Source organism: Parageobacillus thermoglucosidasius (assembly GCF_001295365.1).
Taxonomy (GTDB): Bacteria; Bacillota; Bacilli; order Bacillales; family Anoxybacillaceae; genus Parageobacillus; species Parageobacillus thermoglucosidasius.
The window spans coordinates 964345-980519 of record NZ_CP012712.1 but is presented as its reverse complement, the minus strand read 5'-3'; the positions used below and the strand labels follow the sequence as shown (position 1 = coordinate 980519).

The window sequence follows — 16175 nt, the reverse complement described above, 5'->3', positions numbered from 1 at the left end:
CATTATAATCAATCGACCTGACTAACGATCCAATTAGTGGAATTTCCCGCAAAATTCATAGATATCCTCTAAGAAAATAGATTCTTAAATATTGTAAAGGATCAAGTCTTACTTTATATTTATATAGAGGGACCTAACAGAAAAGAAAAGCTGTTTCCGCTTTGATTTATCGAATTGACTAAAGCCCATTCTGTTTTTGCTCCTATGGATTGAGAACGGGGTTCGATGTTCAACATCGAGTCCACTTCATCAAAATTGGGGATACCCGGAATAACCTGTCTCTCCATTGCCAGAAGAGCAGCTGCAATATTCAAATTCGTAGAAGCAGCCCATGTCTCACCAAAAATAGCTTTTACGGCAACTAAATATGGAAGCTCATTTCGCTTGAACACTTTACTGATGGCTTTAGCTTCGGCAAAATCTTTCGTAATAGAGCCGGAAGCATCTGTCCAAATACAATCAGGTACTTGTTCTACCGATTTTAAAACTTCTTGCATAGATTTAACTAATGCATCTCCTTCAGATGATAGATTCCATGGAAGAGTCCCATCTGATTTAGCAGCATAATCATGTATTCTTGCTAATATACAAGCTCCCCTCGCTAAAGCATGGCTTTCTGTTTCTAACACAAGGGTTACAGCCGCTTCCGAATACAATGCACCATTTCTTTTTCTGTCAAAAGGACGAGGAAGTTCATTCGATACAATTCCCATAGCATACAATGTCTGTGATACCTCTTCGTTCACCACATCTGCCCCTACGCATAATATAACGTCCGCAGCTCCTTTTTGAAGGAGTTCATAAGCGTGAATAATCGCAGCAGCTGAGGAAGACTCACCTGAAACCATGGTGGAAGAAGGACCTAATACTTGCAAATGGGTGGCAATGACTCCAGCGACTCCATTGTGAACGGAATTCGGGAACACAGATGGTTTTAACCTATATTTATCTTCAATAGTGAATTTAAACATTTCTGAAAAATGTTCAACCATCGAGAACGAATGACTACTAATGACACCAATACGCTCTCGATTTAAGTCATCGATCAACAACCCCGCATCCTCAATCGCCTCTTTTACGCTTAAAAGAGAATACACACCGACGTCATCTAAACGTCGGATTTCTTTTCGGTCAAATCGGCTCTTTACTTTATCGCCGTTAATGTGTACAGTATTGAGTAAATTGGACCTTCTTTTTTGTGCATCGTCAATAACCGATAAAATCGTCTCGCCTGATATGAGAGCATTAAAGAAAGGTTCTTTTCCAATTCCAGCAGGTGTAACTAATCCCATCCCTGTAATAACGACCTTCTCTTTCCTTTTTATACCATATCTGCTTGTAAGGTGAGGTGACCCATAAGCAACGACTGCATTGTTACCACCGAACGCAAAAGAATTTGACAGAGCGATATCTAATTTTTCAACCTTTCGTCCTACATTTGCTGTATAATCCAATGTCAAAGAGGGATCTGGACTTTGTAACCTAATAGTAGGCGGAATGAATTTCTTATTTATTGCCAAAATAGTCGAGATACCTTCTATAGTCCCAGAAGCTCCTAATGTATGCCCAGTCATAGCTTTGATGCTGTTAATAGGGATCTGATAGGCATGTTCACCTAAAGCCTTGATGATACCTTTTGTCTCAGCTACATCATTTAATAATGTACCTGTACCGTGACCATTTATATAATCAACTTCTTTTGGTGCAATGCCTGCGTCTTTTAAAGCAAAAGAAATAGCTCTCGCAGCTCCTTCTCCCTCTGGATGTGGAGCTGTGGGATGGTAACCGTCAGCTGCTAACCCATAACCAAGAATTTCAGCATATATATTTACGTTCCTTTGTTGAGCCCTATCCATTCTTTCTAAAATTAAAAACCCCGCTCCTTCTCCTAAACTAAGGCCACGTCGGTCTGCACTATAAGGTTTACAAGGAGTTGTATCAAGAGCATCTACAGAATTAAATCCGTTATAAACAGTTTCAGATAAAGCATCAAAACCTCCAACAATTACCATATCCACCTTGTTGGAACGAATTAAATCACTTGCCAATCCAATCGCATTATTACTAGCAGCACAAGCAGTTGAAATGGTTAAAACGGGACCACGCGCCCCTGTCACATAACTAACCATATTAGCAACCGTATTATAATCATACATTTTCAAATATTGAGGATTAGCTTTGGATGGCCCTAACTGATTGCATTCCTCTACCCATTTTTGACCACTAAAAATGCCACCCGAACAAGTTCCTACTACCACGCCGATTCGGTCGAACGGAATATCTGCATCTTCTACTTTTGCTTGCTGTAAAGCTTGTTTAAGAGCGAAAAGAGACAATTGCAATCCACGGTCGTCCCATCCTTCCGCTCTTATTGATTCAAACGCAGTTTGAAAATAACTGATTTGTCCACCAATTTTAGACTTAATTTTATTAAGACGAAGTTGTTCAACATTTTTAATGCCAGAGAAACCAGAATGTAAAGATTCCCAAAAACTTTCTACATCAACACCGATAGCTGATACAATCCCCATACCCGTTATTACAACGCGATCTTCCATTCTTTATTCATTCCTCTCCATTTCTTGATACAGCCATTGCATGAGCAACTGCATACCCCTCACAATGACTTATCGATAATAGGATGTATTCAATTCCTTTTTCCTTGCGAAGCTGTTCTACCGCACCATGTAATTTTGGGATAGGGACACCAATAGGATTGTGTATCACTTCTATATCTGATAATGCCTCTACTTCATGTAATCCAATCCCCATAGACTTTATGATAGCTTCTTTTGCAGCAAATCTTGCAGCAAAACATTGAGACGGTTCTTTAAAGTGAAGACAATATTGAATTTCGTCTTTTGTAAAAATGTTGGTCAACGAATCTCCATGTTTGTTTAAAAATCTTGAAATCCGGGAAGTAGATATAATATCAATCCCTGTACCGAAAATCTGAAGGGACATAAAATCACACACCCTTAACGATGAATCTCGGTCAATTTAATTAAATCGCCCACTGTTAATAATTCAAATAGATGACGTGTAAGAAGTCCACTTTCAGGGATTATAGCGTTTGGAAATTTTTCTTTGATATATCGAATGCCTTTTTCAGTAATCACGCCATTAGCATTGCGGAATTCTTCAACAGAAAGCTCCCCACGGAAGTAATTCTCAAAGTCTTGCAAACCAATAACAGAACCCGTTTTCTTTTCGATATCGTAAAGCATGTCAAGTACATCGATGGAATCCATACCTAAATCATGTGATAATCTCAAAGACTCGTTGATTTCTGTTACATCTAGCTTTAAAGTTTCTGCTAAAATTTCGAACACTGCTTCTTTTGCTTCAACATTCCGTGGTATACTTGTATTCTCCATATTCCACTCCCCCTAATTAATGTTAAAAACTAATTATTAACAATTATACAATTAAACATAAATAATTCTAAAAATTTACTTTAGTTTATATACAAAACTAAATGTAATTCTTTATGTCTTAATATTGAAATCGTGATTGGCACCATGATTATTCACTTGTATTCCTCCCTCTATAAAATGTTTCTTATCTCAAATTATATCTCCAGTTCCTTTTCTCTTCACCGACAACTTGTGACGGAATCCCGCCATTTTTTGGTGAAGTACCGACATGAAATAGCGGAATATTGCGAATAAAATCTCATATGGTTGTTGCCACGTGTCGGCCACAGCGAATCGGAATGATGCGGAGCAGCACCATAATCGCTTGTTTCTTAAAGCGGCGGGATATCGAATTGGTATTGGGCGATGCCGCGTATGGCAGCGAAAAAATCCGTCAAACGGCCGAACAAGCAGGAATCCCATTCCTTTCTCCCATCAACCGCCGCAATACAAGGGAACGGAAAGACACCTTTGGCCAGGTTCTTCCTGTCTTTTTGAAAACGAGATTTGGTCTGTTTGGACTTTGCTGTGGGATTGAACGAGTATTTAATGAGTTAAAAAGTGACGGAGTGGAAAAGCCAAGAATGGTAGGGATTTCATCGATATATACTACATGTGTTATGTTGCATCCTTATGCATAACTTCGATCTTTTACTCTAATTTTGCAACACCATCTCTTATTGGTCGCTATATCTATGCAATCAATAGCCGTTTCACATCGGAAACAGTTAAATATAGCGCTATAATTGAAGCAACAATCATCGCAATAATCATTCGGTTCATTATTACCTACTTCCAATATCCAAGCGGCTCCGTCGATTCACTAAATACCTTTACAACCGCTTTTACCTCTAACTCACTTAAACCTATCAAGCTCACCGTACCATTTTGTAATTTTTCAATGACTTCTGGATGTTCTACTAAAAAGCGAATGATTTCTTGCATTGCAGATCTCCCTCCAACATTACAACATAAATGTTTTCAGAGCGAATTTATACCTATCATCAATATTCGACTTTTCGACTTCTTGCAACGTTTTTTCCTTGTAAATTTGGCTCCATCACTTTAGCATAATAAAACGTTCCTGTCTTAAGAGTAATAATCTGATAGTAAACCTGATCCGAAATCCTCTGTACAACTCACGGTAACACCTACTGCTACATTGAGCAAGATATAGAGCAGAAAACCGAAAATAAATGTAATGATAAACAGCAAAAGATTTTATAAATTAATATCTAGGCTAAACAATTTCTAGTAAGCCATGACAGAATGGACTTATTTCTAAGTGCATCTTTTAGTTGAACATCATGCCGTTGGTCATTCCATTCATAGCTTTAAACTACTTTTCTCTGTTCTTCTCAGAAACGTCAAAAAAGTAAGCCGGGGAAACATATTTAAAAAATAAAATCCCATCATATTGTTGTGCAGGTACAAAGGAAGTTGGCATTGCCCCGCCTTCATAGGCCCGCCATTTTTTCTGCGCCCAGTTTCCATTGCACTGAATAAAACTATTTTGATAAGGAGAATGGTCAAGAAGGCTTTCCAAATGTTTTTTGCCTAGTTTTTTTATTGGATATTCCTTTCCTGTATAATCCAACATTTTGCCTTCCTTTGCATACAACCCCAATACAAAACTTTTCTCCTTCACCGTTTGGGAGAGATTTTCCACAAACGATTTATAGGCAGACAGGCGCTTGGCGGAAGTACGTTTGCTAATATGCATGTTATGGGCCCAAATGATAAATTTTTCATTTGGATATATTTCCTGTGCTAAAAATTCTAGGTTTTTTGCCATTAATGCATCCCGATACTCAAAAAGTTTCGAGAAACTTTTTTCTAACGTTGCTTTCAAATAATTTACTCTATTTTCCATCGTCCGGAGGACAATTTTATAAATCTTGCTATCCGGGAAACGCTGCTGTTGGAGTTCCTCCATCAATTCCATGCCCTTACTTTCCATCTCTTCGCTTATATGCCGGCGCATCGAACGTTTGATTTTCCGTGTATCGGCTGCTATCAAAACCTCGATCGCCCGCTTTTCAAAATCGACAAACTTCTGTTTGGCCGGGCCTGTTAAATAAGACTCGAGGAATTCCGAAAACAAATTCTCCTTTTTTCCTTGATAAACATCCACACCCGTAAAATCCAGCGGCCGCTCTTGCTTCATTTTTTTCATATAGTCAAATAATCCGGGGACAAATTCATTTTGCCACACACGTCCAATGGTACCCGCCATAAAACGTTTAGAATCAAATTGATCAGACAGATAATCGCCGATCATGCACGGCCCCAATTCGCTTTCAAAGGCAAGTACATGAAAACCCAATTCCTCATGAAGATATTTAATCAGGTTCACTTTTGCTAGACTGTATTCTTTGGCGCAATGGCTGCTCTCCCCAAGGAAGACAAAACGTTTATGTTCCAAAATCGGCTGGAGAAATTCAAAATGATAACAGTCCATATCCCCTATATCGATGCTTTGCTTTTTGACTTCGTTTACAAATAAAGTAGCCATTCACATTTCACCTTCCAAAACGCCGTCCAATTCTTCATTATTCCTCTTTCAATCATAAAGATTGTAAGCGAAGAGCCTTTCTCATTAACTCACAGTGAGTCATCCTGATATTCTGCTGTTTTTATGCAGGTTTGTGTAGAGCATATTTTTTGTTTTTTGGCCATCTGGTATATTCATCTTTAAATCATCCATTTCTTCATGTATGTCACACGTGACGCCCATATGTATAGCATAAAATATATGGTCCTTGTCTTTTTCATCATCGATAGGTAAATCTGCAATTGTTTTTGTCCTGCCAACAATAATCCGCTGTAAGAATGGCTTTGCTCACGAGGTTTCCAAACTGTCCAAAGAGGTCATCGGATAGATTTCCAGCCAGCATCAGCAGTTCTACAGCCGCTGCAATTCGTCCGCTTGTCTTCACGTTTTCAGAAAGCATCTGCATCTGATAATGCACACCAGCTAAGCGGCCGAAAAAATCGCTTTGTTTTGCGTGTCCTTCTATTGATATCCATACCGCTTCTTTTCAAGACAGCACAGAAAAAGATGATTCGGAAATCTCTTCCATTCCATCTTCATCGTTTCTTTTTTCATAATTTTTCAATATATTAATATAAATATTTCCAAATAGATAAATCAAAATAAAATTTGTAAAATTCCTTCTCCATATCGACAAAACCCCTTTGCCATTTGCAAAGAGGCCCTTAGGTTTTAACCATTCATACGCTATTTTTGCTTGGATGTGCATCTCATTTGAGTTAAAAAACCCATACCTTACAATACGATCCACCTACTTGATTAATTTTATAATGGGCTTTCATGAAACAGAATTGTTAAAAACTTGTGAATAACTTAGTATCTAAACTTTTATTAATTTCAATATTTTTCGTTTTTATTGATTCTTTAATGGTGCCTGAAGAATCAAAAACCTCCATTTGTATCATTATTCCAGTGTTTGGCTCTATATTTAATTTGAAAGTTTTTGCGTTATATCGTTTTGAATACTCACTATTCAGTTTACCTTCTATTACTACCGTCTTGACTCCTGCTATATTTTCCTGCCCTGTAATATCCCATAGTGTATCATCTGCTAAAAATCCCATTGCTATATCTTCTGGAAATAAAGAAGTCTTCGCTATCCCCATATAGGACGGATCTATTCTGTGTATGTAGGCTTTTTCTCCATCTACTGTAGTAATCCGTTCATGGATGCTTGCGTTTTTTAAATAATTACGTTCCTTTTCGCTTACTTTTCCCACTTTTACTACAACTTTTGTAGGAACATTGCTTTTAGTAACACTATTCGTTTGATAATCACTAGAACCACTATTGTAATTAATCAAATTTTCTCCATCATATACACTCACTTCATAGCCTGGTTCAGCTGCAGTAGTTATACCATTATTATTTTCTGTAGCCAGCCCTCGCACTTTTTCATAAGATTTGGGGCTGTCAGAAAGATCTGTTTGATAATCTACAATGATATGGAACTTACCTGATTCACTAAAATATTCAAACGATCCTTTTGCAGTTTTATAATGGTCAATAGAATTTAACATCAAGGTTTGAAGTTTAGTTTTTTGTTCACTTGTATTTTGCACTTTTACTTTTTGAATATTTGCGCTTGCCCGAGCCACGTTGTCTTGGTTTCCAGCAATATCTGTACCATTATATACCACCAATGAAACGGCTAATACCACACTAGCAACTCCAGCAATCAAAAATTTTTCCTTCAAAGCACTCACCCCTAATTAATAAGTAATTTTTGTAGCATCTGCTCCCACATTTCCTAACTTGGTAGTTAAAGATGTGTTAATTACAATCATATGATTCCACTCTTTATGGGTTTTAAGAAAATTCCAACCACCAGGTGCTGTATTTTGGTTAATATAAACAATACCACCAAACTCATCTATTTGATAAGCTGTTCTTGGATTTGTAAAATCTTTATTGTTTAAGTAGACATAATGAGCGGCATTTTTGTCGTGTGCATAAAATCTCCAAATATACGCATAATCAGTATCAAAGCCATTAACGGTTGCTGAAACGATCCGATAATCATTGTAGTATCCAGAACCTGTCTTGTAGGTCCAATTTCCCTTTTGTTCAGAGTATCCAGGGGCACTGCTTAAAGCATCATTATCAACGATATCAGTAGCTGCAAAAGTATTAGTTGAGAAGAAAGTGAATCCCATAACTAGCGAAAGAATAGATAAATAACCTTTTTTGAACATAAAATCCCCTCCCTTGTTCGATTTTTTATGATTCCTATACTATAAATGTAAATCAAAACGATCATTTTTTCGCCGCCAACTTGTGGCGGAACCCCGCCATTTTTGGCGGAGTATGAGCACGAAATAGTGTTTTACGCCATAACATAAAAAAGCCCCTCCCTATAGCAACAGAGAAGGGCCAATCCGCGCTTTTAAACTTTTTCAAAAAGGAGGAAAGCCTCGATAGGTTCATTAAATCACTTCATTGCGATCTCTTGGCTTGATCACCATATTCCGGGAAATGATTCGGAATCTTTTTTTGCAAATGATGCAGCGGGAGAATGCAATGGATTATCCATTGCATTGCTTAGCAATGAGAGTAAAAATTGAACATCTTGCAGTAAAGTGGCAGAAGAAGACTTGAGTATAAAAGTGTTTAACATGGAAGCCGCACCCGTCCGCCTTTTTATCGTTGCTCCAATATGGTTTGCAGTTGTTGTTCGGCCAGTTCTCGGTAGAGCGGATGGGTTTGCAGCAATTCGCTGTGTGTTCCAATCCCAGTGATGGTCCCATTCTCTAAAACAACGATTTGGTCTGCGTTAACAACGGTCGAAAGCCGATGAGCAATGACAAGTGTTGTTCTTCCTTCCATCAGCCGCTGCAGGGCCTTTTGAACAAGAACTTCCGATGAACTGTCCAGGTTTGAGGTTGCTTCATCAAGGAGAAGAATTTTTGGATTGCGGATAAGAGCGCGGGCAATGGCGATTCTCTGCCGCTGTCCGCCTGACAATTTGATTCCCCGTTCCCCGACTTCCGTCAAATATCGGTTTGGAAGCCGCTCGATAAATTCCGCTGCATTTGCCAGTTTGGCTGCCCGTTCTATCTCTTCATCGGACACGTCTCTATTTAGCCCATAGCAAATGTTGTCGCGTATCGTGCCTGACATCATTGGACTTTCTTGAGAAACATAACCGATTTGACTGCGCCACGAATACAAGTCAAAATCTTCAATATTAGTTTCCCCAAACAATATTTCGCCTTCATCGGGAGTGTAAAACCGCTCTAGCAAAGCAAACAATGTCGTTTTTCCGGCGCCGCTCGGACCAACGATAGCTGTGGTTTTTCCGGAAGGGATAGTGAGCGTTATTTGTTTGAGGACAGGCTCTCCCTTTTTTTTATAAGAAAAGGAAACATTGCGAAAATGGATGTCTTGCTTATGGTTTGGCACCGCAGGCAAACTGCCGCTTGGTTCTTTCTCTAAGGATAAAATGCGCTGGATTCGCTCTGTTGCGCCCATCGCTTTTTGAAATGAAGTGAAAAATGCAGCCATCTGACTAAACGGAACAACAATTTGAACCATGTAAATAATGATGGCGACAAGCGAACCGGACGAAAGTGTGCCTGAGGCAACACGGACGCCGCCATAACCGATTAAAACGACTAAAACGAGCATCATCACAAATGTCATAAACGGGGAAATGACAGCTTGGATTCTCGCTTCTTTCAGCCCAAATTGAAACAAATGAAAAATCCCTAGTTCCCCGTTTTTTTGCTCCTCTTTCTCCGCGCAATAAGCTTTAACAAGACGAATATCGGATAACACTCTGCCAAGATTGGCTGAAAAACTGGCCATTTCATCTTGGATAGCTTTTGAAATTTTGTACATTTTTTGCCCAAGTGGCCAGAGAATCAGGATGGAAACTGGGACAGCCGTCACCATCATAAGGGTCATTTTCCAGTCGATAATAAGCAGGATACTAACAGCCCCTGCAACTGAAATAAATCCGGTCAGAAACGTAACTAAATGTTGAGTGATCAGCATTTTCACCGTGTTGGTATCCTGAGTGATCCGGCTCATCGTCTCTCCAGATTGGTGCTTATCAAAAAAAGGGACAGGCAATAATAAAACTTGATTCCAAAGCTTTTTACGAATCGCCGCCACCACATATTCCCCAATATAAGTGAGGAAGTAGTAAGAAAAGCCGGAAGTGATCGTTTGCGCAATAAATGAAGCAGCAAGTAAAATAATGATGGATGGTTCTATCGCAGATGCAGCAATCTGGTCAACAAGAGATTTAGTAAACCATGGGACAATGAGCCCAACCCCTGTCTCAATCAAACTAAGAATAACAGCAGTAACAAAAATCCATTTTGGCGGATTCGTGCTCTTGATTAACTCCCAGAAAGGCTTCCAATTGTCTATCGGTATATCACGATTCTTTTTCACTCAAATCTACTCCTTCTTTCTCTAGAAATATTTCCACCGCTTTTGCCACCCATTCCTCTTCTTCTTTGGAAAAAGGAGATGGGAACAGCATAGGCTCTTCAGCGAATTCATCCTCTTTCAAATGAAATAGTGATAAATATTCGCCAAAAACTTCCTTTTCCATGTCCTTGGCAATAGAGAAAAGTTCTCCCATTAACGATTGCACAGCACTATCACCCGGATCTTTTCCATAACACTCTTTTAGCTTTTCGAAAATTCCAAGCAGCTTCTTCGCATATTCCAGCTGTTTTTCTTCGCTAATATCAAATAATTTTTCCACTGTTTCATCCGGCATAAATTGTTTCAGCCATTCTTTCTGTTGATTCTCCATTTGGATGGAGTTAATAAGCAAACTAAATATATTCGGATCCATTTTCTCTTGTTCTTCGGCAAGGTGCTGGGCATGTGTCACTGCTTTTATGATGCGGTCAATATGTTCACGCTTTTGCAGCAAAAGCCTCTTTTGAAAAGCAAGTGATTCTTTTAAATCCCATTTCTCTTCTTGCATAAAACGTTTAATTTCTTCAAGGGAAAAGCCAAGAAACTTCAAGGCCACAATCTTTTGTAATGTAATGATCTCATCTTCACTGTAAAATCGGCGTCCAGAGCTCGATACATGCGACGGCTTCAAAATCCCTATTTCGTCATAATAGTGAAGCGTCCGTATTGTTTGGCCCGTTTTTTTCGCAAACTCGCCGATTGGATATACCTTTTTCATCGTTCTCACCCCCTTCTGACACGATCATAAATCTTCACGTAACGTTAGAATCAATAAAAATGTGGAAGCGGTTATCATTTTTTTATAACAAATCCCCGCAACATTTTATCGCTCCCCCAATATTTATGATAATCCACCGGAAAATTTAAGAAAACTTGCCAACAAAAAACCCTCCCTGCCAGCGCAGAGAGGGTTTTCCATTTAAAACATTTCCGATACCGTTTTCGCTTGCATATGCAAAATTAAGTAGTCAGGACCGCCTGCTTTCGAGTCGGTACCAGACATGTTGAAGCCGCCGAATGGCTGGTAGCCAACAATCGCGCCTGTGCAGCCGCGGTTGAAGTAAAGGTTGCCGACATGGAATTCTTCACGCGCTTTTTCGAGGTTAGCGCGGTTGCGGGAGATGACAGCGCCGGTTAAGCCATATTCCGTATTGTTGGCGATTTCCAGCGCATGATCGAAATCTTTTGCTTTCGCAAAGGCCACAACCGGGCCGAAAATTTCTTCTTGCATAATGCGCGCGTTTGGATCGGCATCGGCAAACACTGTCGGTTGAATGAAGAAACCTTTGGAATCGTCTCCTTCCCCACCGATCATAAGGCGGCCTTCCTGTTTGCCGATTTCAATATATTCCATAATTTTGTTATACGCCGATTGATCGATGACCGGCCCCATAAACGTGCTCTGTTCTGCCGGATCGCCGACCTTCAATTGTTTCGTCAGCTCAACGACGCGGTTTAATACTTGGTCATACACATCTTCTACCACAATTGCGCGCGAGCATGCCGAGCATTTTTGCCCAGAAAAGCCAAACGCCGATGCGACAATCGATTGTGCCGCTAATTCCAAATCGGCTTCTTTATCAACAATAATGGCGTCTTTTCCGCCCATCTCAGCGATGACGCGTTTGAGCCAAATTTGCCCTGGATGTACTTTCGCTGCGCGCTCGTAAATGCGGATACCTACATCGCGAGAACCAGTGAAGCTGATGAAACGAGTGCGTGGATGATCAACTAAGTAGTCGCCCACTTCAGCGCCGCTTCCCGGGATGTAGTTTAATACTCCCGCCGGAAGCCCTGCTTCTTCCAATACTTCGGCAAATTTATAAGCGACAACCGGGGTAGCGCTCGCCGGCTTTAATAAAACCGTGTTGCCGGTAACAAGCGATGCGACCGTTGTTCCTGCCATAATCGCAAACGGGAAGTTCCATGGCGAAATCACGACGCCGACACCAAGCGGAATATAGAAGAACCGGTTCGTTTCGCCCGGGCGGCTTTCGACCGGAATGCCGTCTTTTAACTTCAGCATTTGCCGTGCGTAATATTCCATAAAGTCAATCGCTTCGGCGGTATCCGCGTCTGCTTCTTTCCATGGTTTTCCTGCTTCTTTTACCATCAATGCGGAAAATTCATGTTTGCGGCGGCGCACAATCGCTGCGGCGCGGAACAAAATGTCAGCACGCGCTTCTGGTTTTGTCTTGCTCCACCATTTAAACGCCTCATCGGCAACTTTCATCGCCTTTTCCGCAATATCTTTATTCGCTTTCGCCACGCGGCCGATGACTTCCGTTTTGTTTGCCGGATTAATCGAGACGATTTTCTCTTCTGTCCAAACCCGTTCGCCGCCGATAATCAGAGGATAGTCTTTGCCAAGCTTTGCTTCGACTTTTTTCAATGCCTCTTCAAACGCTTTTTTATTTGCTTCCACAGTAAAGTCTGTCAGCGGTTCATGTTTATAGGGTACCATCCGTGATCTTCCCTTCTTAACGAAATTGCAAAAAAAGCGTTTACAACCTATTATCATTCTAACGGATAAAGAAATGTTATTCAATTTTTTACAAAAACAAAAAATTATTGATAAATGTGAACAAACGGTTTGTCCTCTTTCGCTTGGCGAACAATAATGCTTTCCGGTCCTCCCGCGGAGGAAATATAGACATTGACAGTAATATAATCTGGAAACTTTTCCATCACCAAACCGGTGACATATTGCGTAAATCCAACCACTTCTGCTTTTCCATAAAAAGGCATCGAAATGTTAATCGTTAATTGTTGCAGTTGGTCATCGCGGTATAAAGCTTTGCCAACCACTCCCGTGTAGTTCGGGAAAAATTCCTCAATATCCGATTTAAAATTGTTAAATTTTAACCAGTCGTCCCGATGGTTTTTTTGCGCTTCATCTGACGGAAATAAATAGTACTCTTCATTAACGGACTGCCATTCGTCAATCGTATCGCTTCCTTCATCCACGTGCGTCACAGCGAAAAAGTGGCCCGGAATCACCGAAGATTTTGGCGCTTGTTTGAACAGCGCAATCGTAATTGGAACGTCTTTCAGCTTTTTCATATTGCGGATGCGGGAAAGAACTTCAGCGGCAATCTGTTTTCCTTCCCTTGCAATGACATCATCTTTGATTTCTACCTCGCGCGGATAGCCTTGTTCCGTTTCGTAGTAATGAACGGAATTTAATGCTAATCCGATGACTACTCCGCCTAATTGTACTTTATTGTCACTCGTTTTGACTAAATAATCATGCTCTAAAATGCTTGCTAAGTAAATCGGGCTTTTTTTATTTTTTTCTTCATTTGTTCCATTGTCGCTGATAGGCGGATTTAAACCGACGTTTTCGGACGGCTTCATCTTTTCTCTTTTCAGCTGGCTAGGGGTCCGCTTTCTTTCCAGCCAGCGTTTTATCGTTTTTTTATCTAAATATTGCCCTTCTTGAAATAAATATTCTTCCGGAGAAAAGCGGTCTTGCGCCAAACGCATCAGCCCTGTTTCAAATTCGTCCACATCTAAGCGCGTATTTAAGTCTTCCACTACTTCGCCGCGAGCTCCCGATACTTTAAACGGCAGCACAATGCGATAATAAGAATCGGAAATATTGTATTTTGGAATCACCGCTTTTTGGTCTTTATTATCTTTCTCCTGTACTACTTCTTCCTCGCCAAATTTTGGCGCGCAGGAAGAAAGGAAAAGCAGAAGTGCAGCAAATAGGATCATCTTTTTTTTCATCGTTCCACACCTACTTACTTTGTTCAATTTCTTCAAGAAATCTTGTCTCATCCCAAATCTCGATATGGAGCTGCTGCGCTTTCGCCAGTTTCGAGCCTGCGTCTGCCCCAGCAATGACTAAATCCGTATTTTTGCTCACGCTGCCGGTCACTTTGCCGCCAAGCTGTTCAATTTTTTCTTTCGCCTCATTGCGCGATAATGACTCGAGTTTTCCTGTCAATACAACGGTTTTTCCGGCAAAATACGAATGAACGTCGCCAGGTTTTGGCGTTTTCGGCCCCTTGTATTCCATATTGACACCATAAGCACGCAGTTCATTTAAAAGCTCTTTTACTTCCGGCTTGGCAAAATATGTGACAATCGAATCGGCCATTTTTTCGCCGATCTCGTGAATCGCCATTAATTCTTCTTTTGTCGCGTTTTGCAGGCGGTCCATCGTTTCGAAATGTTCCGCTAACACTTTGGCTGCTTTTGCACCGACATGGCGAATTCCCAGTCCGAAGAGAAGGCGCTCCAACGAATTTTGTTTGGAAGCTTCAATGGCATGGAGCAAATTGGTCGCCGATTTTTCTCCCATCCGTTCCAAATCGATAAGCTGATCCTTTGTCAAGCGATAAATGTCAGCAACATCATGAATGAGGCCTTCACGGAACAGCTGGGAAATCACCTTTTCCCCAAGCCCCTCGATGTTCATCGCTTGGCGCGATACGAAGTGAATCAATCCTTCACGAATTTGCGCCGGACATTTTGGATTAATGCAGCGGAGCGCTACTTCGCCTTCGATCCGGACCAATTCGCTGGCACATTCCGGGCAATGCGTCGGCATGACAAACGGCACTTCTTCTCCCGTACGCCGGTCCGGCACGACATTCACGACTTCCGGAATAATGTCCCCCGCTTTTTTGATAATGACCGAATCCCCAATGCGGATATCTTTCTCACGAATAAAATCCTCGTTATGAAGGGTAGCACGTTGCACCGTTGTACCCGCCACACGCACCGGCTCCAAAATCGCTGTCGGCGTCACCACTCCCGTGCGCCCGACATTTAACTCGATGTCAATCAACTTCGTTACCACTTCCTCGGCCGGAAATTTATAAGCGATGGCCCAGCGCGGACTTTTCGCCGTCGCGCCAAGTTGTTCTTGTTGCGCAAACGAGTCGACTTTTATGACAATCCCGTCAATTTCATAAGGCAGCTGCGGACGTTTTTCTTGCCATTCATTCACAAATTGCATCACTTCGTCCATATTAGCGCAGCGGCGGCGTTCCGGATTTGTTTTAAATCCAAGCTGCTGCAAATAATCGAGCGCCGCGCTATGTGAGGCGATCCCTAATTCTTCCGCGTTCGCAAGACCATAAACAAATAAATCAAGATGGCGCGATGCCGCGATTTTCGGATCGAGCTGGCGCAAAGAGCCCGCAGCAGCGTTGCGCGGATTGGCAAACAGCTCTTCCCCGCGCTGGCGGCGCTGTTCGTTCAACCGCTCAAACGACGCTTTCGGCATGTACGCTTCGCCGCGCGCTTCTAACGTTACCGGCTCATTCAAGCGAAGCGGCAAAGAGCGGATCGTTTTTAAGTTTTCGGTAATATCCTCTCCGGTCACTCCGTCGCCGCGCGTCGCCCCTTGAACGAAATAGCCGTCTTCATAACGGACAGATACAGCAAGCCCATCGATTTTCAGCTCGCAAACATAAGCGACATCATCGCCGACTTCTTGGCGCACACGGCGGTCAAAATCGCGCAAATCCCCTTCGTTAAATGCGTTTGCGAGACTTAACATCGGCGTGCGATGTTCCACTTTTTGAAACGCGTCTAACGCCTGTCCGCCAACGCGTTGCGACGGAGAATCTTTCGTTTTTAAATCCGGATATTGTTCTTCTAACGCGATAAGTTCTTGCATAAGCCGGTCGTATTCCGAATCCGGCACAGATGGACGGTCAAGCACATAATATTCATAATTGTATTGATTCAAAAGTTCGCGAAGCTCTTCGATTCGCTTGATCGCAGCTTGTCGTTCCATATTCGTTTCC

12 protein-coding genes and 1 pseudogene are annotated in these 16175 nt (G+C 41.4%); 1 reads left to right on the top strand and 12 read right to left on the bottom strand.

Translation table 11 applies throughout. The features are described 5' to 3' along the window. Positions 1 to 119: 119 nt before the first annotated feature. Genes AOT13_RS04870 through AOT13_RS04860 form a run of 3 tightly spaced genes read right to left on the bottom strand, consistent with a single transcriptional unit; the run spans position 120 to position 3377 of the window. Positions 120 to 2558: a beta-ketoacyl-[acyl-carrier-protein] synthase family protein gene (locus AOT13_RS04870; RefSeq protein ID WP_013877593.1), complete on the bottom strand. Its 2439-nt coding sequence runs from the start codon at positions 2556 to 2558 to the stop codon at positions 120 to 122. Positions 2559 to 2565: 7 nt separating this feature from the next. After that, positions 2566 to 2964 (bottom strand): holo-ACP synthase, encoded by a 399-nt coding sequence (acpS, locus tag AOT13_RS04865; protein ID WP_013877594.1) that lies wholly within the window; start codon positions 2962 to 2964, stop codon positions 2566 to 2568. Between the two features lie 14 nt (positions 2965 to 2978). Continuing rightward, positions 2979 to 3377 (bottom strand): acyl carrier protein, encoded by a 399-nt coding sequence (locus AOT13_RS04860; protein ID WP_013877595.1) that lies wholly within the window; start codon positions 3375 to 3377, stop codon positions 2979 to 2981. 313 nt (positions 3378 to 3690) lie between these two features. Between AOT13_RS04860 and AOT13_RS04855 the strand changes: the two are divergent. Beyond that, positions 3691 to 4076, top strand: a pseudogene (locus tag AOT13_RS04855) (transposase); the annotation flags it as partial. 129 nt (positions 4077 to 4205) lie between these two features. On the opposite strand, the gene comX reads toward AOT13_RS04855, so the two are convergent. From comX to ligA, 9 genes are all read right to left on the bottom strand, one after another. After that, entirely contained in the window at positions 4206 to 4361 is a 156-nt protein-coding gene (gene comX / locus AOT13_RS04850; protein ID WP_013144165.1) for a competence pheromone ComX, read from the bottom strand. 394 nt (positions 4362 to 4755) lie between these two features. Next, entirely contained in the window at positions 4756 to 5931 is a 1176-nt protein-coding gene (locus AOT13_RS04845; protein ID WP_013877596.1) for an erythromycin esterase family protein, read from the bottom strand. Between the two features lie 833 nt (positions 5932 to 6764). Further along, a complete protein-coding gene (locus tag AOT13_RS04830; protein ID WP_042384006.1) occupies positions 6765 to 7676 on the bottom strand; it encodes a hypothetical protein in 912 nt (303 codons plus the stop codon). A gap of 6 nt (positions 7677 to 7682) precedes the next feature. Further along, positions 7683 to 8165 (bottom strand): hypothetical protein, encoded by a 483-nt coding sequence (locus tag AOT13_RS04825; RefSeq protein WP_003253294.1) that lies wholly within the window; start codon positions 8163 to 8165, stop codon positions 7683 to 7685. A 445-nt stretch (positions 8166 to 8610) separates the two neighbouring features. Further along, positions 8611 to 10371: an ABC transporter ATP-binding protein gene (locus AOT13_RS04820; RefSeq protein WP_042384008.1), complete on the bottom strand. Its 1761-nt coding sequence runs from the start codon at positions 10369 to 10371 to the stop codon at positions 8611 to 8613. Further along, positions 10355 to 11128: a MerR family transcriptional regulator gene (locus tag AOT13_RS04815; protein WP_042384010.1), complete on the bottom strand. Its 774-nt coding sequence runs from the start codon at positions 11126 to 11128 to the stop codon at positions 10355 to 10357. The genes AOT13_RS04820 and AOT13_RS04815 overlap by 17 nt, the downstream gene beginning before the upstream one ends. A 201-nt stretch (positions 11129 to 11329) precedes the next feature. Then, the gene (gene pruA / locus AOT13_RS04810) at positions 11330 to 12874 is read right to left on the bottom strand and encodes an L-glutamate gamma-semialdehyde dehydrogenase (protein WP_003253300.1); all 1545 of its coding nucleotides are present in this window, start codon (positions 12872 to 12874) and stop codon (positions 11330 to 11332) included. Between the two features lie 104 nt (positions 12875 to 12978). After that, the gene (locus AOT13_RS04805; protein ID WP_013401740.1) at positions 12979 to 14142 is read right to left on the bottom strand and encodes a CamS family sex pheromone protein; all 1164 of its coding nucleotides are present in this window, start codon (positions 14140 to 14142) and stop codon (positions 12979 to 12981) included. A 10-nt stretch (positions 14143 to 14152) separates the two neighbouring features. Further along, positions 14153 to 16165: an NAD-dependent DNA ligase LigA gene (gene ligA, locus AOT13_RS04800; RefSeq protein WP_013877600.1), complete on the bottom strand. Its 2013-nt coding sequence runs from the start codon at positions 16163 to 16165 to the stop codon at positions 14153 to 14155. Positions 16166 to 16175: the final 10 nt, after the last annotated feature.

Bases quoted from the DNA above. Each gene is read 5' to 3' on its own strand.
- AOT13_RS04870 (WP_013877593.1), bottom strand. From the start codon at position 2,558: ATGGAAGATCGCGTTGTAATAACGGGTATGGGGATTGTATCAGCTATC.
- AOT13_RS04860 (WP_013877595.1), bottom strand. From the start codon at position 3,377: ATGGAGAATACAAGTATACCACGGAATGTTGAAGCAAAAGAAGCAGTG.
- comX (WP_013144165.1), bottom strand. From the start codon at position 4,361: ATGCAAGAAATCATTCGCTTTTTAGTAGAACATCCAGAAGTCATTGAA.
- AOT13_RS04805 (WP_013401740.1), bottom strand. From the start codon at position 14,142: ATGAAAAAAAAGATGATCCTATTTGCTGCACTTCTGCTTTTCCTTTCT.
- ligA (WP_013877600.1), bottom strand. From the start codon at position 16,165: ATGGAACGACAAGCTGCGATCAAGCGAATCGAAGAGCTTCGCGAACTT.
- AOT13_RS04845 (WP_013877596.1), bottom strand. From the start codon at position 5,931: ATGGCTACTTTATTTGTAAACGAAGTCAAAAAGCAAAGCATCGATATA.
- AOT13_RS04825 (WP_003253294.1), bottom strand. From the start codon at position 8,165: ATGTTCAAAAAAGGTTATTTATCTATTCTTTCGCTAGTTATGGGATTC.
- pruA (WP_003253300.1), bottom strand. From the start codon at position 12,874: ATGGTACCCTATAAACATGAACCGCTGACAGACTTTACTGTGGAAGCA.
- AOT13_RS04815 (WP_042384010.1), bottom strand. From the start codon at position 11,128: ATGAAAAAGGTATATCCAATCGGCGAGTTTGCGAAAAAAACGGGCCAA.
- acpS (WP_013877594.1), bottom strand. From the start codon at position 2,964: ATGTCCCTTCAGATTTTCGGTACAGGGATTGATATTATATCTACTTCC.